The organism is Paenibacillus sp. MER TA 81-3, assembly GCF_023713585.1.
In the GTDB taxonomy this organism is placed as follows: domain Bacteria; phylum Bacillota; class Bacilli; order Paenibacillales; family Paenibacillaceae; genus Paenibacillus_B; species Paenibacillus_B profundus.
In genome coordinates, this window is record NZ_JAMAWB010000008.1 from 1 (window position 1) to 19,030 (window position 19,030).

At 49.8% G+C, this 19,030-nt stretch carries 18 protein-coding genes, 14 tRNA genes and 1 rRNA gene; 32 read left to right on the forward strand and 1 reads right to left on the reverse strand.

Annotation, left to right across the window (positions count from 1 at the left end; genetic code table 11):
• Positions 1-141 precede the first annotated feature (141 nt).
• The 11 genes from rrf (at position 142) to M3650_RS12750 (ending at position 1,361) form a co-directional block, all read left to right on the forward strand.
• A 5S ribosomal RNA gene (rrf, locus tag M3650_RS12700) occupies positions 142-258 on the forward strand.
• A gap of 45 nt (positions 259-303) precedes the next feature.
• A tRNA-Asn gene (locus M3650_RS12705) sits at positions 304-379 on the forward strand.
• Between the two features lie 3 nt (positions 380-382).
• A tRNA-Ser gene (locus M3650_RS12710) sits at positions 383-474 on the forward strand.
• A gap of 16 nt (positions 475-490) precedes the next feature.
• Positions 491-565, forward strand: a tRNA-Glu gene (locus tag M3650_RS12715).
• Positions 566-579: 14 nt separating this feature from the next.
• Positions 580-655, forward strand: a tRNA-Val gene (locus M3650_RS12720).
• A 16-nt stretch (positions 656-671) separates the two neighbouring features.
• A tRNA-Met gene (locus M3650_RS12725) sits at positions 672-748 on the forward strand.
• A gap of 93 nt (positions 749-841) precedes the next feature.
• Positions 842-918, forward strand: a tRNA-Met gene (locus tag M3650_RS12730).
• 93 nt (positions 919-1,011) lie between these two features.
• Positions 1,012-1,088: transfer RNA gene (locus tag M3650_RS12735), tRNA-Met, on the forward strand.
• Between the two features lie 3 nt (positions 1,089-1,091).
• Positions 1,092-1,168: transfer RNA gene (locus M3650_RS12740), tRNA-Asp, on the forward strand.
• A 26-nt stretch (positions 1,169-1,194) separates the two neighbouring features.
• Positions 1,195-1,269, forward strand: a tRNA-Glu gene (locus tag M3650_RS12745).
• A 16-nt stretch (positions 1,270-1,285) separates the two neighbouring features.
• Positions 1,286-1,361, forward strand: a tRNA-Lys gene (locus M3650_RS12750).
• A gap of 199 nt (positions 1,362-1,560) precedes the next feature.
• Here M3650_RS12750 and M3650_RS12755 read toward each other — a convergent pair.
• Positions 1,561-2,430 carry an AraC family transcriptional regulator gene (locus M3650_RS12755; RefSeq protein ID WP_251575194.1) on the reverse strand — a complete coding sequence of 290 codons (870 nt, stop codon included), beginning with the start codon at positions 2,428-2,430 and terminating at the stop codon, positions 1,561-1,563.
• 118 nt (positions 2,431-2,548) lie between these two features.
• Here M3650_RS12755 and M3650_RS12760 point away from each other — a divergent pair, with 118 nt between their 5' ends.
• The 21 genes from M3650_RS12760 (at position 2,549) to yajC (ending at position 19,025) form a co-directional block, all read left to right on the forward strand.
• Positions 2,549-4,525: a beta-galactosidase trimerization domain-containing protein gene (locus M3650_RS12760; RefSeq protein ID WP_251575196.1), complete on the forward strand. Its 1,977-nt coding sequence runs from the start codon at positions 2,549-2,551 to the stop codon at positions 4,523-4,525.
• Positions 4,526-4,633: 108 nt separating this feature from the next.
• Positions 4,634-5,653 (forward strand): asparaginase, encoded by a 1,020-nt coding sequence (locus M3650_RS12765; protein ID WP_251575197.1) that lies wholly within the window; start codon positions 4,634-4,636, stop codon positions 5,651-5,653.
• A 234-nt stretch (positions 5,654-5,887) separates the two neighbouring features.
• Positions 5,888-5,962 (forward strand) — tRNA-Gly (locus M3650_RS12770).
• Between the two features lie 6 nt (positions 5,963-5,968).
• Positions 5,969-6,045 (forward strand) — tRNA-Arg (locus M3650_RS12775).
• A gap of 15 nt (positions 6,046-6,060) precedes the next feature.
• Positions 6,061-6,142, forward strand: a tRNA-Leu gene (locus M3650_RS12780).
• A gap of 9 nt (positions 6,143-6,151) precedes the next feature.
• A tRNA-Pro gene (locus M3650_RS12785) sits at positions 6,152-6,228 on the forward strand.
• 285 nt (positions 6,229-6,513) lie between these two features.
• A complete protein-coding gene (gene sigY, locus M3650_RS12790; RefSeq protein ID WP_251575203.1) occupies positions 6,514-7,023 on the forward strand; it encodes an RNA polymerase sigma factor SigY in 510 nt (169 codons plus the stop codon).
• Between the two features lies 1 nt (position 7,024).
• The gene (locus M3650_RS12795) at positions 7,025-7,372 is read left to right on the forward strand and encodes a YxlC family protein (protein WP_251575204.1); all 348 of its coding nucleotides are present in this window, start codon (positions 7,025-7,027) and stop codon (positions 7,370-7,372) included.
• On the forward strand, positions 7,365-7,598 hold the full coding sequence (locus M3650_RS12800) for a sigmaY antisigma factor component (RefSeq protein WP_251575205.1): 234 nt from the start codon (positions 7,365-7,367) through the stop codon (positions 7,596-7,598). Before M3650_RS12795 ends, M3650_RS12800 begins: the two co-directional genes overlap by 8 nt.
• Before the next feature lie 29 nt (positions 7,599-7,627).
• Positions 7,628-7,834: a PLD nuclease N-terminal domain-containing protein gene (locus tag M3650_RS12805; protein WP_251575206.1), complete on the forward strand. Its 207-nt coding sequence runs from the start codon at positions 7,628-7,630 to the stop codon at positions 7,832-7,834.
• Complete coding sequence (locus M3650_RS12810) at positions 7,831-8,751, forward strand: ABC transporter ATP-binding protein (protein WP_251575207.1); 921 nt, start codon at positions 7,831-7,833, stop codon at positions 8,749-8,751. Before M3650_RS12805 ends, M3650_RS12810 begins: the two co-directional genes overlap by 4 nt.
• The gene (locus M3650_RS12815) at positions 8,751-9,545 is read left to right on the forward strand and encodes an ABC transporter permease subunit (RefSeq protein WP_251575209.1); all 795 of its coding nucleotides are present in this window, start codon (positions 8,751-8,753) and stop codon (positions 9,543-9,545) included. The genes M3650_RS12810 and M3650_RS12815 overlap by 1 nt, the downstream gene beginning before the upstream one ends.
• A 76-nt stretch (positions 9,546-9,621) precedes the next feature.
• Positions 9,622-10,350, forward strand: coding sequence for a BofC C-terminal domain-containing protein (locus tag M3650_RS12820; RefSeq protein WP_251575211.1), 729 nt, complete (start codon positions 9,622-9,624; stop codon positions 10,348-10,350).
• A 173-nt stretch (positions 10,351-10,523) separates the two neighbouring features.
• Positions 10,524-11,699: a cation:proton antiporter gene (locus tag M3650_RS12825; RefSeq protein WP_483311741.1), complete on the forward strand. Its 1,176-nt coding sequence runs from the start codon at positions 10,524-10,526 to the stop codon at positions 11,697-11,699.
• Between the two features lie 125 nt (positions 11,700-11,824).
• On the forward strand, positions 11,825-12,328 hold the full coding sequence (gene ruvC / locus M3650_RS12830; protein WP_251575214.1) for a crossover junction endodeoxyribonuclease RuvC: 504 nt from the start codon (positions 11,825-11,827) through the stop codon (positions 12,326-12,328).
• Positions 12,325-12,945, forward strand: a complete 621-nt coding sequence (gene ruvA / locus M3650_RS12835) for a Holliday junction branch migration protein RuvA (protein ID WP_019423668.1) — start codon at positions 12,325-12,327, stop codon at positions 12,943-12,945. The genes ruvC and ruvA overlap by 4 nt, the downstream gene beginning before the upstream one ends.
• A gap of 14 nt (positions 12,946-12,959) precedes the next feature.
• Complete coding sequence (gene ruvB, locus M3650_RS12840; RefSeq protein WP_251575216.1) at positions 12,960-13,964, forward strand: Holliday junction branch migration DNA helicase RuvB; 1,005 nt, start codon at positions 12,960-12,962, stop codon at positions 13,962-13,964.
• A 286-nt stretch (positions 13,965-14,250) separates the two neighbouring features.
• Entirely contained in the window at positions 14,251-16,398 is a 2,148-nt protein-coding gene (locus tag M3650_RS12845; protein WP_251575220.1) for a SpoIID/LytB domain-containing protein, read from the forward strand.
• Between the two features lie 12 nt (positions 16,399-16,410).
• Positions 16,411-17,448, forward strand: coding sequence for a tRNA preQ1(34) S-adenosylmethionine ribosyltransferase-isomerase QueA (gene queA, locus M3650_RS12850; protein ID WP_019423665.1), 1,038 nt, complete (start codon positions 16,411-16,413; stop codon positions 17,446-17,448).
• Between the two features lie 26 nt (positions 17,449-17,474).
• Positions 17,475-18,611, forward strand: coding sequence for a tRNA guanosine(34) transglycosylase Tgt (tgt, locus tag M3650_RS12855; RefSeq protein WP_019423664.1), 1,137 nt, complete (start codon positions 17,475-17,477; stop codon positions 18,609-18,611).
• Between the two features lie 99 nt (positions 18,612-18,710).
• Complete coding sequence (gene yajC / locus M3650_RS12860; protein WP_019423663.1) at positions 18,711-19,025, forward strand: preprotein translocase subunit YajC; 315 nt, start codon at positions 18,711-18,713, stop codon at positions 19,023-19,025.
• Positions 19,026-19,030 lie beyond the last annotated feature (5 nt).

Sequence of the window (19,030 nt, forward strand, 5' to 3'; positions counted from 1 at the left end):
GTAGATAGGTTCGGGGTGGAAGCACAGCAATGTGTGGAGCTGACGAATACTAATCGGTCGAGGGCTTATCCTAAGCAATATGATTCGAAGCAGTTGAAACTTTCGCGTTCAGTTTTCAAGGTGCAAACCCTTGAATACCTGTTTGGTGGCGATAGCGGAGGGGTTCCACGCGTACCCATCCCGAACACGACCGTTAAGCCCTCCAGCGCCGATGGTACTTGGACCGCAGGGTCCCGGGAGAGTAGGACGTTGCCAAGCAGACAATTAGACTCTTCAAGCGAGTCCTGTGAGAGTCTATAATATTCCCTGATAGCTCAGTTGGTAGAGCACTCGGCTGTTAACCGAGTTGTCACAGGTTCGAGTCCTGTTCGGGGAGCCATCTGGAGAGATGTCCGAGCTGGTCGAAGGAGCACGATTGGAAATCGTGTAGGCGTCACAAGCGTCTCGAGGGTTCGAATCCCTCTCTCTCCGCCAGTTAGGACTTTACTGAGGCCCGTTGGTCAAGGGGTTAAGACACCTCCCTTTCACGGAGGTAACAGGGGTTCGAATCCCCTACGGGTCACCATAGAGCATACATATGGACACTTAGCTCAGCTGGGAGAGCACCATCTTGACAGGGTGGGGGTCAGCGGTTCGAACCCGTTAGTGTCCACCATATTTATCATCAATAGCGCGGGGTGGAGCAGTCCGGTAGCTCGTCGGGCTCATAACCCGAAGGTCGTAGGTTCAAATCCTGCCCCCGCAACCAAATGACACTGGCATAGTTGGGAGAACACCATCCTGACAGGGTGAGGTCAGTGGTTAGAACTCATTAGTGTCAACTATATTTTATTATCAATAGCGCGGGGTGGAGCAGTCCGGTAGCTCGTCGGGCTCATAACCCGAAGGTCGTAGGTTCAAATCCTGCCCCCGCAACCAAATGACACTGGCATAGTTGGGAGAACACCATCCTGACAGGGTGAGGTCAGTGGTTAGAACTCATTAGTGTCAACTATATTTTATTATCAATAGCGCGGGGTGGAGCAGTCCGGTAGCTCGTCGGGCTCATAACCCGAAGGTCGTAGGTTCAAATCCTGCCCCCGCAACCAAATGGAGCTGTGGTGTAGAGGCCTAACATGCCTGCCTGTCACGCAGGAGATCGCGGGTTCGAATCCCGTCAGCTCCGCCATTCATTTTTTATAGGAAATTGCCTTCGGCCCGTTGGTCAAGGGGTTAAGACACCTCCCTTTCACGGAGGTAACAGGGGTTCGAATCCCCTACGGGTCACCATATTTCTCAATTATGAGAGCCATTAGCTCAGTTGGTAGAGCACCTGACTTTTAATCAGGGTGTCGAAGGTTCGAGTCCTTCATGGCTCACCAGAACATACAAATCAGGTCTGCGTTTTTAACGCAGATTTTTTTGTGTTATCCTCCGTTTTTACTTCCAATATTGAAAGAATCGTGCAATCTCAATCTATGTTTCTCCATTCTGTCCGTTGTTATTATGAAAATAATAAGAACCGGAGGCATACCCTTCCGGTTCTTTATTTATTGTTGGCAGCAATTCAATCCGCGAACTTCACCAGCGTTCCACATCGTTGTGCCCTTTCCCCATACGATAGGCCGACGGACTCACACCGTACACGGAAGCGAATTGATTCGAAAAATAATGAATGGAGTCGTACCCGAGCAAGAGGGCAATTTCCGTAATGGATTGACGGCTTTCCATCAAGAGGACAGCGGCTTTCTTCATGCGCGAGCGCAGAACGTACGCCTTGGGCGACATTCCGGTCTCTTGCTTGAACAAGCGGTAGAACTGAGACTTCTCCAGTCCGCACTGCTCGCACCAGCGGTCATGCGTATAGCGGCGCTCTGGATGCTCGTCCATCTGCTGCAGCACCTTTGCGATGCGGTAATCTATTGGATAATCCGCTGAAGTAACATCGCTCCACTGCAGCAGCCAAGCATAGAAGCAGGCGGAGACGGCTTGGGATGTATATTTGCCGTTACGATTATAGACCGCGAGGCAATGCTTGATGAGCTCAATGAGATGCGGATATGGGCGCAGCGACATGCACGTCGGTATTGATTCCAATTCAGGACAGGGCTCGGTCGCCGTCAGCCACAGGGGATTAAAATCATCCCATTCATAGGCAAAGGTTGGTTGCTTCGGTTTCGGCACACTCCATAAATCACAGTATATATTGCATGCATCCATCGTTTCGCTCGGAGTATGCTCGAAGAAATGCCACTCTCCAGGACGGACGAAGATTAAAGTACCGCTGGAGACGGCATAGCGCTGATCGTTCACCAGCATATGTCCATGCCCTTCCGTGAACAGATGAAACGCATAGCTGTAACCTCTACGTCGCTGTTCTTCTGGAGCTCCCCGATAATTGTACATATGAGCGGCCCGGATATGAGGAAGTGTGTCCGTAAGTGATTTCATCATTTTTCCTCCTCGATGATCGGAATATTGTATAAACGAAAGGAAGCTATCTTAAATACGAAACGTTACGTAAATGATACAATGATTCCATAAAAATGTCATGCGTAGGAGGAATATCATGCGTTTTAGACAAGTACATCTCGATTTTCACACTTCGGAACATGTTCCCCATATCGGGAGAAAATTTTCTAAAAGTAATTTTCAGGAGATGCTCCGTGTTGGTCATGTCGACTCGATTACCATCTTTGCAAAATGCCATCACGGGTGGGCTTATTTCCCATCTGAAACGAACGAAATGCACCCGGAGCTCAACTATGACCTGCTTGGGGCGCAAATTGAAGCTGCACATGAAATCGGCGTCAATGTACCGGTCTACTTATCCGTGGGCTTGGATGAAAGATTGGCATGGCAATACTCCCAATGGCTGATTCGCAGCGAGGAAGATCGCACGAATTGGGTCGACTCCTTCATGAAGCCGGGCTATCATCAATTTTGCTTGAATACGCCGTATCTCGATATCGTCATTACACAAATTCAAGAGGTTGTGCGCAAATATGATGCTGACGGCATTTTCTTAGATATTGTCGGTGAACGGACGTGCTATTGCCCAACCTGTCTGAAGCAAATGCAGGAAGATGGCTTGAATCCGCGCAACAAGGAACACGTTATCGAAAATGGGCGCCGTATTTATGCCAACTATACGAAGCGTGTGCGCGATGCCATCGACGAAATCAAACCTGGTCTGCCTGTATTCCATAATGCAGGGCACATTCATCAGGGACGCCGCGATTTAATGAATATGAATACACACCTTGAATTGGAATCACTTCCGACCGGGGGCTGGGGATACGATCACTTCCCGTTATCGGCACGTTATGCGCAGCCTATCGGAATGGATTTCCTCGGGATGACCGGTAAATTCCATACGTTCTGGGGCGAGTTCGGCGGTTACAAGCATCCGAATGCGCTGCGGTACGAAACATCGTTGAACCTGGCACATGGCGCTCGCTGTTCGATTGGCGACCAGCTTCATCCGGAAGGTGAGATGGATAAGGCGACATATGAGCTGATCGGCAAAGCCTACGCGGAAGTGGAGCAAAAAGAAGCATGGTGCGTAGACACGGTCAATCTTGCAGACGTTGCGCTGCTTACGGTTGAAGCGGCAGGTGTACAGCAGGATAGTGGTGCGATGTATTCCGGAAAAATCGATATGGGTGCCGGGCGTATGCTGCTGGAAGGCAAAATCCTGTTCGATGTGGTTGATTTGAAATCCGATTGGAGCCCTTACCGCGTGCTCATTTTGCCGGATGCGATCGTCATGGCAGAGCAGGTGCGCGAGAAGGTGGAAGCGTTTATTGCTGCGGGCGGCAAAGTGCTCGCAACAGGACGCTCTGGCTTGAACGAGGAGATGACGAACAACCTGCTGCCGTTAGGCTTTAAAGACACAGGCGTCAATCCGTTCCGTCCGGATTATTTCCGTCCGGCGTTCGAATTGCCGAACCTCGGCGAGGCTGCTTACATTATGTACGGCGAAGGCCGCCGTATTGAGCTGACAGACGGCACGGAGCTTGGACGCCGTGAAGATCCGTACTTTAACAGACAAGCTTTCCGTTTTTGCTCTCACCAGCATACACCGACTTCCGAACAATATGGCGGTCCGGGAATGGTGGAGACGAAACACGGAATTTATATAGCTTGGAATGTATTTGAAGATTATGCGACAAAGGGAAGCCTTGTATTAAGAGAAATGGTAGTCTATGCTCTGCGCCGCTTGCTGGGAGATCAAATTTCCTTGAAGACGACACTGCCGGCTCAAGGCGTAACGACGCTGCAGCATCAAGCGCAAGAGAAGCGTTTTATCCATCATCTCCTGTATGCTTCCCCGGTGAAACGTGGCGAGCGTGTAGAAATTATCGAAGATATTATTCCGCTCCACAACATTGAAGTAGAGGTACAGCTGCCACAGCAGCAGGTGAAGCGAGTCTATTTGGCGCCACAGATGACGGAGATCGACTATGAAGCGACTTCACGCGGTATCCGCTATGTTGTTCCTCAATTGGAATGTCATCAAATGGTCGTTCTGGAGTATAATTAGCTCGTACCATTCATAGAGGCAAGCGGCCGCATCGAAATGCGTGTTCACGACCTTTTGAAGGGGACATAAGCAAGAAGACACCTTGGGAATGACGAGGGAGGAACGAACGTGGTTGACTTAGGAAAAGTGTTAGTAGAAGAGTTTCGGGGAGACTGGTTGGAATGCGCGTATACGGGCCATGTGGCAGGCGTCAATGAGCACGGGGAAACGATGTTTCATGTCGGCGACGAAGGCTATGTGAGCTTTATGCGCTCTTCTTCCAAGCCGGTACAGGCTCTACCTGCGATATTGGCGGGGGTTCCAGAGCATTACGGCTTAAGCGATGAAGAAATCGTACTGATGACAGCCTCTCACCGCGCTCAGAAGTTCCATGTTGATGCACTTGAGTCTTTTATGAAAAAGACGGGAATTACAGAAGACAAGTTCGTATGCAAACCTACTTATCCGCTGAACAGTGCCGCCAAGGATGAGCGGATCGCGCATGGCGAGCCACCGCGCTCCTTGTATCACAATTGTTCAGGCAAGCATTTGGGCGTGCTGGCCTTGTGCAAAATGATGGGCTGGCCGGAGCACAATTATGCGGAGCCGGATCATCCGGTACAGCAGCACGTATTGAAATTGATGTCGCAATTGTCGGATATGCCTGCGGATCAAATTAAGTTGGGTACGGACGGCTGCGGATTTCCCGTGTATGCCATACCTATTCGCAACATTGCACTCTTATATTTACGCCTTGCCTGTCCGGATCTGATTGCGGATGAAGCAGTGCGCAACGCCGTTATTCGATTGACGACTTTGATGAACAAATACCCATTCTACGTGTCAGGTACAGAGTTAATCTGCCCAACGCTCTTACAAGATGACAACATTGTCGCGAAAGGCGGAGCTAAAGGGATTTACTGCTTCGGGCTGCGCAAACAGAGAATGGGGATTGCATTCAAAGTGATGGACGGTTCGGAGGACCAGTGGCCGCTCATAGTCGCTCATATATTAACAGAAATTCAGTATCCGAATGCGGAAACGATCGAGCGTTTGAAGCGATTGAGTCCTGCGGAGACGAAGAACGACAACGATAGAGTCGTCGGATATCGCGAGCCTAAGTTTCAATTACTATGGGATAACAAATAAGATAAAAGTATCGGAAAAGCCTGTTTTAGAAGTTGTTTAGTCAGCTTCAAATCAGGCTTTTCCATCTATATGCGGTTATTTTCAAATATAAAGAACAAGAAAAAAATACCACAAAATTTTATGAAAAAAAGATTTGCAATTCAATATTCAGTCTGATATATTAGTAAATGTCCTCGCTAAAACGACATGTAACGCTAGGATGCAATACAATTTTTAGCTAATGATGTAAAATATGCGGACATAGCTCAGTGGTAGAGTATCGCCTTGCCAAGGCGAGGGTCGCGGGTTCGAATCCCGTTGTCCGCTCCAGAATATGCGCCCTTAGCTCAGCTGGATAGAGCGTTTGACTACGAATCAAAAGGCCGGGAGTTCGAATCTCTCAGGGCGCGCCATATATAACTTCATAAGCCGGTGTGGCGGAATGGCAGACGCGCGCGACTCAAAATCGTGAGGGAAACCGTGGAGGTTCGAGTCCTCTCACCGGCACCATAAGATGTTCGGGACGTAGCTCAGCTTGGTAGAGCACTTGGTTTGGGACCAAGGGGTCGCATGTTCAAATCGTGTCGTCCCGACCACTAACATGAAGAACCGTCGGTTATATACCGGCGGTTTTTGCATTTTATTTTGTGCATTCGATTACTCTTCGCATAATTCGGCATAGACTACTTCTTGACTAGGTTGCATCCTCTATTCATATCGGTCTTTTCAGTTCGTTTACATTCCTTTTTTTTTATACATCTTCCGGTGTGGTTACTGGGGTTCCATATTTTTTTGCGCTGTGTTGAACGATTGAACCGACTTGTTCGTATTACTTGCGACTGCAGTCATTAGAACATCAATTACAAGGAGCGTGAGAGTGATTGACCGAACAGGATACCATTGACCGTGCTCAAGCGGGTGATACGGCAGCGCTCGCGCTCCTTTTGCAGCAGCATTACCCATTTGTGCGCAGCTATATGTTGAAGCTAACGATGAATCCGACATTGACGGATGATATCGTACAGGACACGATGCTGAAAAGTATGGAAAAGCTGCATTTGTATAACGGCGCTTCCAAGTTTTCGTCTTGGCTTATTACGATCGCCACTCGAATTTATGTCGATTTAATGAGGCGACAGAAGGTGGAGAAGCGATGGCAAGAACAGGCGACGCGGTCTCTCCGATACCAGATGGAGGCTCATAACGTGGAGTGGACGGATATGCTCGATTCATTAGGCAAGCTTCCGCCAGAGCAGCGCGCCGCAATCTTATTAAAGCATTATTACGGTTACACTTATCCGGAAATAGCAGAAATGCTCGACTGGAGCGAAGGCACTGCCAAATCCCGTGTCTTTTACGGCATTGAGCACATTCGAAAGGAGCTGAGATAACATGGAGCATAAGAAATTGCCGGAGACCGAAGAAGAATGGTCCGCTCTTCTCAAGGAACAATGGAGCAAGCTGGATGTGTATAGCGAACAGAAGCCCGTGCCAAGTCAGACGTTTCTTATCGGAATGTTAACGGAACACAAGCAAAGGCAGAAGCGCGCGTTATGGCGCGAATTAAGTGTCCTGTGGCTGGCAGCTGCAGTTATGCTGCTCGGCGGATTTACATTGGCAGTGACCGATATCTCCGTGTATGTAATGATGCAGCTTGTGTTATTTGTCGGCATCCTAGGGGGATTGCTCATGCGAGGATATGTGATGAAAAGACGCAGAAGAGGTGCGCGTCATGAATAATCTGAATTCAATTCCGTTGTGGGCATTGTTCCTGTTGGGAGCTACATTGGTGACGCAGGGGACGTGGCTTTTTCTGCATGCCCGCAAGCACGGCTATTATCCGTGGTTATGGGCCTTGTGGGGCTTCCTTAGTATTCCGCTGCCATCCCTAGTGTACGTGCTCTTTGTAGCTCAGCCATGGAGAAGGACAATACCTAAGAACAGACATACGGATGATAGCGAATAACTTACTTTATGGAATAGAGGGGATAACGAATGCAGATGGCTTGGGCGGATATTCCTTGGAATATCATTATGCCGCTTATCGTTGTGCAGCTCATCTTGATGGTAGTTGCTCTGGTATCGCTGAACAAGACAGAATGGACCAACGGGCCGAAATGGCTGTGGCTTATCATTATTATCGTGTTAAATATTCCGGGTTGCATCGCTTATTTCTTAATAGGTAGAAAGGAGAGAAGATGAGCCAGTTCGTTATTACACAATTGTGCAAGCAGTATGGCAATCATAAGGCGGTGGATGCCGTTAACTTTACGATACAAAGCGGAAGCTGCACGGCCCTTCTCGGTCCGAACGGGGCGGGAAAGACGACGACGCTGCACATGCTGACAGGAGTGACCAAGCCAAGCTCCGGGACAGTCGCGATGATCGATGGGGCGGGACGGGAACATCGCGGGGATCTGAGACGCTGGATCGGATTTATGCCGCAGTCGCCCAGCTTTCATTATTGGATGACAGGCCGGGAGTGGCTGCAAATGATGGCTGAATTAACAGGCTGCAGCAAGCGTCAAGCTCGTGTAACGGCGGATGAATGGATGAAGACTGTCGGTCTGGAGCATGCGGGGCAGCGCAGCATTGGCGGATATTCCGGAGGTATGAAACAGCGACTCGGCTTGGCGCAAGCTATGATCGCGCGTCCGGAGCTGCTAGTGCTTGACGAACCGGTATCTGCGCTCGACCCGATCGGCAGGCGTGAGGTCATGGCATTGCTGGAATCGTTGAAGCGGCGAACGACGATTCTATTCTCCACTCATGTGCTGCACGATGCTGAGGACTTATGTGACGAGCTGATTATTATGAAGCAAGGTAAAGTATTGATGCAGGGCAAATGGGATGAGCTTCGTAAACAATCGGAATCACCGTTATTTACGATTGAGGTGGAGCATACGGCGGATGCTCTTGCTTGGCTGCGAGAGTTAGCCGATATGCCGCTCGTAAAGGAAGCGAATGTACGCTCCGCACGAGCGGAGCTAGTCGTGAGCGATCACGATGCCGCAAGGGAATTTCTGTTGAAGCAGATTCGCGAACGAAGAATACCGCTTGTGCGATTCGAGGCCGGCGTGACAACTTTAGAACAGTTATTTATGAAGGCGGTGAAGTGATGAAGGCATGGTCCGTCCTTTACCGGAAAGAATGCACGGAGATGCTGCGTAATTATAAATGGATTTGGGTGCCGCTAGTATTTGCTGTCTTAGGTATTGCTCAGCCTGTCACGATGAAGTTCATGCCCGATATACTATCGATGGCAGGAAGCTTGCCGGAAGGCACGATTCTGCAGATCCCGACACCTGTGGCAGGAGAGGTGCTCGGCCAGACCCTGAGTCAATTTAACACGGTTGGAGTACTTGTACTTGTGCTTGCATTGATGGGTTGTGTATCGGGAGAAGTGAAGTCGGGAGCGGCTGCCGCACTGTTGACCAAGCCGATCTCCCATGTCAGCTATATGATGGCCAAATGGGCAGGAGCCATCTCCTTGACGATTCCATCAGTCCTGCTTGGTTATTTATGCTCATGGTATTACACGGAACAGCTGATCGGACATGTGGATATATTAAATGGCGCGGCAGCAGCCTGCCTTGCACTAGGCTGGTTCATATGGATCTCCAGCTTAACCGTAGCTATGAGCGCGCTGATTAATAATGCGGGCGGTTCAGCCTTTGCAGCGCTTGCTGCCGCTATGTTGACGAGTATTCTAGCGGGCCTGCTTCCGGCGTCAAGCGGATGGATGCCTTCCAAGCTGCTGCAGGGAGCCCAACTGATGCTGATGAATTTTGAACTGCCATTCCCATGGCCAATTGCGGCTGTGACAACTCTGCTTCTTATGGCAGCCTTTATGGTCACAGCTGTTATTCGCAACGCCCGGCGCGGCACGTGGCTGCCGGCGTCGCACGAATAAATGAAATGAGACAAGCAAGTATAGACTTCCCCTTCATTTGGCCAAACTAAGAAAAAAAGAGTAAGAGGGGATTGTTATGGCTCGGGAACCTCGTACCTATACACGGTTCTATTTTCGAGTGAAGCAATGGAAAAAGCGTCTGCGGCGATGGAAGCGTCCGCTCTGGTCATTGGCAGCCATTCTATTGTTTCTTACGATTTTGACTATCGGTATTCAATTGTCGGATAACATACGTAATCTGGTGGAAGGTAAAGATAATACGCCATCGCTGGAGACATTTGCAATGCTTCAGGGTGATGAATTCACACAGTTGGATAGGTCAACACAGCTTGTCCTGAATCAGCTGATGAACAAGGATGAGAAGCGGGAGGTCGTCCATCGGAAGCAATACATTTGCGGAAAAAGTGATAAAGCGCTAGGCAAACAGAACTCGCGTGACATTATTCAAACCGTGCTGAATCATCCGGATTGGCTGACTTCGATGGACAGTGACGGCCGTGTTATTTTAGAGGAGCAAGTTGACGACATGTCGGAAATTTGTAAGGAACAAGCGCACATTGGATTGGATAAAGACGGGAACCTAACTCTATATGACGGACCGCCGCAGAAGCAGAAGGCGATACGAACTTTTTTTCAACTGGATGTAGAGTCGATGGAGAGCGCTCTTCCGCCTAAAGTGCTCAAACAGTTATATCAAGGCATACGCATTACGGACATGGATGAATATCATAGCGTACTGTCCACGTTCAGCGATTATGCCGTAGAAGAGACGGAAAAAGTGATGAAACCAACTCCAGTCGATTGACGTAATCTTATAAAAAAGAAATGAAAGAAGGACGCCGTAACCGGAATCCTTCTTTTTTGTCCTGGCGGGGTTGGCTGGATTAAATCAGAGTGTGAAAATGGAATGGATTGCCCTGAACAGTTTCTGGAGAAATAACGGTTTACGGTCATAATATATCTACAGCCGAAAGGGGAATGCCAATGGAACTAATTCTCATGCTGCTCATTATTTTGGCGTCGACGAAGATTGCGGGGGATCTTACCGTACGATTGGGACAGCCAGCCGTACTTGGTAAATTGCTCGTCGGTATTATCATTGGACCTGCCGTACTCGGATGGATTATGGACGGAGAGGTAATTAAGGAAATGGCGGAAGTCGGTGTCATTTTGCTTATGTTTATCGCCGGTCTGGAAACCGATCTGGATCAGTTGAAGAAGAACTGGAAAGCTGCGTTTGCCGTAGCGATTGGCGGCGTCATTCTGCCGTTCATCGGAGGCTACAGCGGAGGCTTGTTGATCGGTCTGGATAACAATCAATCGATGTTCCTCGGTCTGTTGCTGTGTGCTACATCCGTAAGTATTTCCGTACAAACATTGAAGGATCTGGGACAGCTAAGCACGAGGGAAGGCACGACCATATTGGGAGCTGCCGTGGTGGATGATGTTCTCGTTGTCATTTTGCTCGCCTTTATGCTGAGCTTGCTCGGAGCAGGCGGTGAAGCATCGATTGGACTAATTATCGGTAAAAAGGTGTTGTTCTTCGCAGTCGCCATCGCAGCGGGCATTTACTTGGTGCCGCACGTTATGAAGTGGCTAGCTCCGCTGCGAGTGACCGAAGCGGTCATTAGTGCAGCGCTTATAATATGCTTTTCGTTTTCTTATTTTGCCGATTATCTAGGCGTAGCGGGAATTATCGGTGCCTTTGCCGCTGGCATCGCCATATCGCAGACGAAATTCAAACACGAGGTGGAGCATCGCCTGGAGCCGATTGCGTATGGCATATTCGTTCCGATATTTTTTGTCAGCGTCGGCATTAATGTAACCTTCGAAGGGATTGGCGATCACATCGTCTTCATTATTATATTTACTGTCATCGCCATACTGACCAAGCTGCTCGGCTGTGGCTTCGGGGCTCGCATGACTGGCTTCGATCGCAAGAGTGCCATTGGTATCGGCGCAGGAATGGTATCTCGTGGAGAAGTGGCGCTCATTATTGCTACGACTGGTCTGGAAGGCGCGCTCTTTGACAAGGTGTACTTTACACCGATTGTCATCGTCATCATTCTAACCACGTTAGTTACACCTCCGATGCTGAAGGCTGCATTTCGCCAGCCGAAAGCGGGTGCGAAACCAATGACAGCAGGAAAATAACGGAATCTATAGCGTGAAAACATGTATCTATTGATTCATTCTCTTCCTATCGATCTGTGTTATAATGGGGTGAACACATATGTTCGCTTACTGTTACATGGACATCGGTGAGGGAGAGATTTTTTTTGCGTATTTTAGGAATTGATCCTGGCATTGCTATTGTCGGGTTTGGGTTCGTTGATAAACAAGGGAGCAAGATTGTTCCCGTACAGTACGGCTCGATTCAGACGGAAGCGACGACAGCGCCCGAGACTCGGCTTCTGCAGGTGTTCGAAGCAGCCGAGGAGCTGCTGGACAGATATAAACCAGATGCGATGGCGGTAGAGAAGCTGTTCTTCAATCGCAATGTCACGACTGCATTCTCTGTGGGACAGGCCCGTGGAGTCACTATATTGGCTGCGGCTAAGCGCGGCATCTCGATTGCAGAATATACTCCTATGCAGGTAAAGCAGGCCGTCGTCGGATACGGGAAGGCGGAGAAGAAGCAGGTGCAGGAAATGGTGCGTATATTCTTGAAGCTGAAAGAAGTTCCCAAGCCGGATGATGTGGCGGATGCGCTTGCTGTGGCTATATGTCATGCGCATTCCAGTGGGCTTAATGACAAATTGAACGGAGTATCGCGGATATGATCGACTTTTTGCGCGGGCAGGTGGCCCATTTAGAAACGGATTATATTGTAATGGATGTACAAGGCATCGGTTACCGAGTGTATACGCCGAACCCTTATGCTTTTGCTAAGAACGATGATCCTGTTACCGTATATACGCATCATCATGTGCGGGAGGACGCCATGCTGTTATTCGGCTTCGGTTCGCGAGAGGAGCAGAAGCTGTTCCGCCGCTTGATCGATGTGAATGGCGTCGGTCCGAAAGTCGCCCTTGGCATATTGGCCGGTGGGAAGCCGGAGAGCGTTGTGTTGGCGATCCAGCAAGAGAATATAGCCTTTTTGACGAAGCTGCCAGGCATCGGCAAGAAGACGGCGCAGCGTATTATTCTTGATTTGAAGGACAAGCTCGACAGCATCGGAATAAATTTGAGCGCCGGCGCGCTGTTTATGGATATTGCGGTGCCAGGAGATGACGTGGCGAACAGCGCATGGGGAGAGGCGAGGGAAGCCTTGATGGCGCTCGGATACACGGACGCGGAGCTGGATCGGGTATGGCATGACCTGCAGCATCGAGTCCATGCTGACGAGAGCGTCGACTCTTTAATGAAGAAGGCGCTGCAATCGCTGTTTAAAGGTTAAGAAAGGCGGTTAAGATGGAAGAGCGCATCATATCAGCCAATTACATGATGGAAGATCAAGTCGTCGAGTTGAGCCTTCGTCCGCGGTATTTGTCTGAGTATATCGGGCAATCGCAAGTGAAGGACAACTTGAAGGTGTTTATCGAAGCGGCGAAAATGCGGAAGGAAGCGTTGGATCATGTACTCTTATACGGGCCGCCAGGGCTTGGGAAGACGACGCTCTCCAACATCATTGCGAACGAGCTCGGTGTCAATATTCGCACTACTTCGGGTCCTGCGATCGAGCGCCCAGGGGATTTGGCAGCGATCTTGACGAACTTGCAGGAAGGCGACGTGCTGTTCATCGATGAGATTCACCGTCTTCACCGCACGGTGGAGGAAGTGCTGTATCCCGCGATGGAGGACTTTGCGCTGGATATTATAATCGGCAAAGGTCCGAGCGCGCGGTCAGTCCGTCTGGATCTGCCCAAGTTCACGCTGATCGGGGCGACTACGCGCGCAGGCCTGTTGTCCGCACCGCTGCGCGACCGATTCGGTGTCATGAGCCGGCTAGAATACTACAACAAGGACGAGCTCAGCTTTATCGTATCGCGGGCTGCCGATATTTTGGAAGTGGAGGTCGTAGGAGATTCTTCCGACGAGATCGCTGTACGATCCCGCGGGACGCCACGGATTGCCAATCGGCTGCTGAAGCGGGTTCGCGACTTTGCGCAAGTTCGCGGAGACGGCATCATTACTCCGGAAATAGCGAAGGAAGCGCTGCAGAGCATTCAGGTCGATCCGATCGGATTAGATCAGATTGACCATAAGATGCTGCATGCGATGATTTCACATTTTCGCGGCGGACCTGTTGGACTGGACACGATTGCAGCGACAATCGGTGAAGAGAGCCAGACGATTGAAGACGTATATGAGCCATATTTGCTGCAGATCGGCTTTCTTCAACGCACGCCGCGCGGACGTATGGTGACGCCACAGGCATATACTCATTTAGGATTGCCAATTCCAGAAAATAAATAACTGAAATAATAGTGCGTGCCCAAAAAAAGTCACTTTTTAGCACCGAGAAGTACAAGCAAGAGAACTACATCGGAAGCATTCCTCGAAGGAAGAGCGGAATGTAGGTAAGACTCATGAGCGCCTGCAATGTTTCCGGAGGATACATACTTCGGAAGCATATGCTCTTCAAGGGTGAGTGCAAGATTCGATGTCAAATGACATCTTGGATGCTTCGTGATCAAAAGGGGGTTTTTTGCACAACCTCTAATTGTTTCAACGGAGAGACGTGCAGGAAGGGGAATGTAACATGAAAAACAACCGGAACGTTATCCGCAGAACGGCAGTGGGGATGCTGGCGGGGGCTTTGCTTGTGAGCGGGGCTTCGCTCGCACCGCTGCCTGGCAGCGGTGCGCAGCTCATAGCGCATGCAGCGGAGGCTGCAGCTGATAAAGACACAGTTCCTCCGCAGAACGTGAAGAGCGAGGACATCCGCGTAGCTTTATTTGCGAATCTGTCCAAGGGATCGCCAGGAGAGACGGCGCGCATTACGATGTCTTCCACTTCGAAACTTCAGATTGCAGCGCGTCACAATGCGGAGAGCATAGGCATTGTTGATGCGGGTACCGAGCAGGTTCGATTCAGCGCAGATGATTATAAGGTAAAACTGATCGAGACGAAAGATAAAGCGGTCGCTACAGCGGTGCTGAAGAAGGCGCAAGCAAGCGATGATGCAATTATGAGCGAGATGCAGCGCCGGGGTACGACCTTCTATGCGATATATGTAGGGAGCTACCCGACAGGCAAAGCAGCGAACCAAGCCCTAACCCGGCTGAAAAATGATGGAAGCGTTGTTTCTTTGCTGAAAGGTTACGAACCAACCGTCGCTGGCCCACATTATGTGCAGACGGGAACGTACGCTTCATCCAATGAAGCAAAAGCGGTCCAGAAAATGTTGCTCGATGCGGATGTGGACGCCTTTGTCGTCTCTATGATATCGAACGGGCAGTTATTGACCTCCGTATGGGCCGGACAAGCAGGATCGGAGGCGCAGCTCGAACAGACGAAAGCCTCCATTGAACGAAAGAATCTATCCGTATCTGTACGCCCTGCACAAGCGCAAGGAGCCCTTATACATACGTTAGAAGAGACAGGAACCGGAAGCTTGACCCATTTACGTGTTAACGGAACCGTCAAATGGTTGGTGAAGCCGGCTGAGCCGACGAATATTAAAATCTCGGAACGATATGAACGTGCTTATCGTGGTGAGATGGAAGTAAGCTTGCATAATGGGGAGCTTGCATTAGTGAATGAAGTGCCACTGGAGCAATATTTAATTTCGGTAGTCGGTGGAGAGGTATACTCCAGTTGGCCGCAGGAAGCACTGAAAGCTCAGGCGGTGGCGGCGCGCACGTTCGCGCTGTATCAGGGCACAAAATTCGAAATCGCCAATGTGGTGGATACGACATTAAGCCAAGCCTATTATGGTGTCGAGAAGGAACATCCCAACATTAAGAAGGCTGTTGAAGACACGGCTGGAGAAGTATTGATGCAGAACGGCAAACTAATCGAAGCGATCTTCAACTCCAATGCCGGAGGCAAGACAGCCGATCCTAGCGAAGTGTGGGGCGGTTCCTATGATTATTTCCAAGTGGTGGACAGCCCTGATGACGCCGTGCAGGAAGGCAAGAAATCATGGTATCATGTCGTTATGCCAGACGGCAAATCGGGTTACATCCGTGAAGATGTAGTCGATATGACCGAACGGCATAATGAAGCAGGCTTTGCGCTCGTCTCCGTTCAGGAGGATGGCACGAATATTCGTCCTAATCCAGCCATTCAATCCGATGTGAACCCGATCGCTAAAGTGAATAAGGGCACATCACTCGCAGTGCTTGAGACGGTTGCGGAATCAACGGAAATGAATTGGGTTCGCGGTCCATATACATCGGAGCAAATCACGAGTTGGTTGAAGAGCCGTACGAAGACCGCGCTGAACGGTCCGGTTACCAGCTTGGAGATTACGGAACGCGGACCATCTGGCCGCGCCGTCAAGATAGAAGCGAACGGAGTTCAAGTGGACGTTAGCTATCCTGATAACTTCCGCTATGCGTTTGGGGGACTTCCGAGCACGCTGTTCGACATTGTGTCTACTGACGCATATACGGCAGCAGGCGTGGATGGAAAGACGAAGGCTCTGAACGGAGTTGGCGGCGCTCAGGCTGTGAGCGGCACGAACCAATCCGATGTGAAAGTGCCGGAGAACGGAGTTAAGCTAGGCGCGAATGAGAAGAGCGGCATCGTCAACTCAGAGCCATCATTCCTGTTTGTTGGCAAAGGCAACGGTCACGGCGTAGGAATGTCGCAGTGGGGTGCCAAAGGTTTGTCTGATCAGGGGTATGACTACAAGAAAATTTTGCAATACTATTACAAAAATGTGGAGCTTGTGAAGCGTTAGGACGGACAAACAATGAATGTGGACTTATTTGATTTTCATTTGCCTGAACATTTAATTGCACAGACTCCGTTGCAGGACCGGACGGCTTCTCGTCTATTGACGTTGAACCGCCGTACCGGAGCTATCGGACATCAACTATTTTCAGACATTTTGCAATTTTTGCGTGCCGGGGATTTGCTCGTATTGAATGATACAAGGGTAATCCCTGCCCGGCTGTTCGGCGTCAAGCCGGATACCGGTGCTAAAGTGGAGGTATTGCTATTAAAGCAAGAGCAAGATGATTGCTGGGAAGCATTGGTGAAGCCAGCGAAAAGGTTGAAGGAAGGGGCTGTCGTTCACTTCAGCGATAAGCTGCAAGCGGAGGTCGTAGAGGAGCGTGAGATGGGGGCAAGAGTTCTTCGCTTCTCCTATGAAGGCATCTTCAACGAAATCTTGGACGAGCTAGGTCAAATGCCCTTGCCGCCTTATATTAAAGAGCAGTTGGAAGATCGGGAGCGATATCAGACGGTCTATGCGAAGCATGAAGGTTCGGCAGCTGCTCCCACAGCAGGTTTGCATTTTACGAAAGAAATATTGAAGGATATCGAACGTATGGGCGTTCGTATCGCTTATATTACGCTGCATGTCGGGCTGGGAACGTTCCGCCCCATGTCTGCTGATACCGTGGAAGAGCATGTGATGCATTCGGAGTATTATGAACTAAGCGAAGAGACAGCTGCGCTTATCAATGATGCAAAGCGTCAGGGCGGACGAATTGTGGCGGTAGGCACCACATCCGCGCGTACGCTGGAGACGGTGGCTGAGCGGTATGAAGGCGCAGTTGTAGCTTCATGCTCGGGCTGGACGGATATTTTCATGTATCCGGGCTACACGTTCCAGCTCGTCGATGCGCTGCTTACTAACTTTCACTTGCCGAAGTCAACACTCGTTATGCTAGTAAGCGCAATGGCAGGACGTGAGAGAATTATGGCTGCCTATCAAGAAGCTATCGAACGCGAATACCGTTTCTTTAGCTTTGGCGACGCCATGTTCATTTATGATGATCGTTAAACCAAAAACAAGGATGAGATAATTACATGGCAGCAGTAACGTATGAGTTAATTAAGACATGCAAACAAACCGGGGCGCGCCTCGGACGCGTTCATACGCCGCACGGCTCGTTCGAGACCCCGATATTTATGCCAGTTGGCACTCAGGCAACCGTAAAGACAATGAGCCCGGAAGAATTGAAGGATATGGATGCCAAGATTATTTTGAGCAATACGTACCATCTGTTCCTTCGTCCGGGACACGACATCGTGAAGGAAGCGGGCGGTCTCCATTCGTTTATGAACTGGGACCGTGCCATTTTGACGGACAGCGGCGGATTTCAAGTATTTAGTCTGAGCGACATGCGTAAGATTGAAGAAGAGGGTGTACATTTCCGTTCTCATCTAAGCGGGGACAAGCTATTTATTTCTCCGGAGAAAGCGATGGAAATTCAAAATGCACTCGGTTCAGATATTATGATGGCTTTTGACGAGTGCGCACCTTATCCTGCCGAGCATGCCTATGTGAAGCAATCATTGGAGCGTACGACACGTTGGGCCGAAAGATGCTTGAACAGTCATTCTCGTCCACATGATCAAGCGCTGTTCGCTATTGTGCAAGGAGGCATGTTTGAGGATTTGCGTCGTCAGAGCGCTATGGATTTGACTTCGATGGATTTCCCGGGGTATGCTATTGGTGGATTGAGCGTAGGAGAGCCAAAACATCTTATGTATGATGTGCTTGATTACACGATGCCGCTATTGCCTGCTCTTAAACCACGATATTTGATGGGCGTCGGTTCACCGGATGCGCTTGTCGAAGGTGCCATGCGCGGAGTGGACATGTTCGATTGCGTCCTGCCGACACGGATTGCTCGTAACGGAACAACGATGACGAGTCAAGGACGTCTCGTCGTACGCAATGCTAAGTTCGCGCGGGACTTCGGGCCGCTTGATCCGAAGTGCAATTGTTACACCTGCCGCAACTACTCGCGTGCGTATTTACGCCATCTCATCAAAGCGGACGAAACGTTCGGACTTCGCTTGACAACGTATCATAATTTACACTTTTTGTTGGATTTGATGCGACAAGTGCGTGAAGCTATTCGGGAAGATCGTCTCCGCGACTTCAGGGATGAATTTTTCGAGGCTTATGGGATGGATCGCAACGAGAGCGGCTTCTAATGGACGCGACTGCTCCTATTATGTATTATTATTTGTATTGTGTAACGGAGCAGCGAGTCTATACATATTGTTTATATTTTATGGAAAGGGGGATTACATATGCTATTAGCTGGAGCAGATGCAGCAGGGGGCGGCGGAATTATGGCGATGTTATTGCCTTTCATCGCTATGTTTGCCGTATTTTATTTCTTATTAATCCGTCCGCAGCAGAAGAAACAGAAACAGCGGAATTCGATGCTTACTGCATTGAAAAAGGGAGACAAAATCGTCACGATCGGCGGACTTCACGGTACGATTGTTGAGATTACAGACGACATCGTGGTCCTTCGCGTCAATGACGTAACGAAGATGACTTTTGACCGCAGTGCGATTAGCAACATTGTTACAAGCGAGGAAACTTCAAGCGCGTCATAATAAGG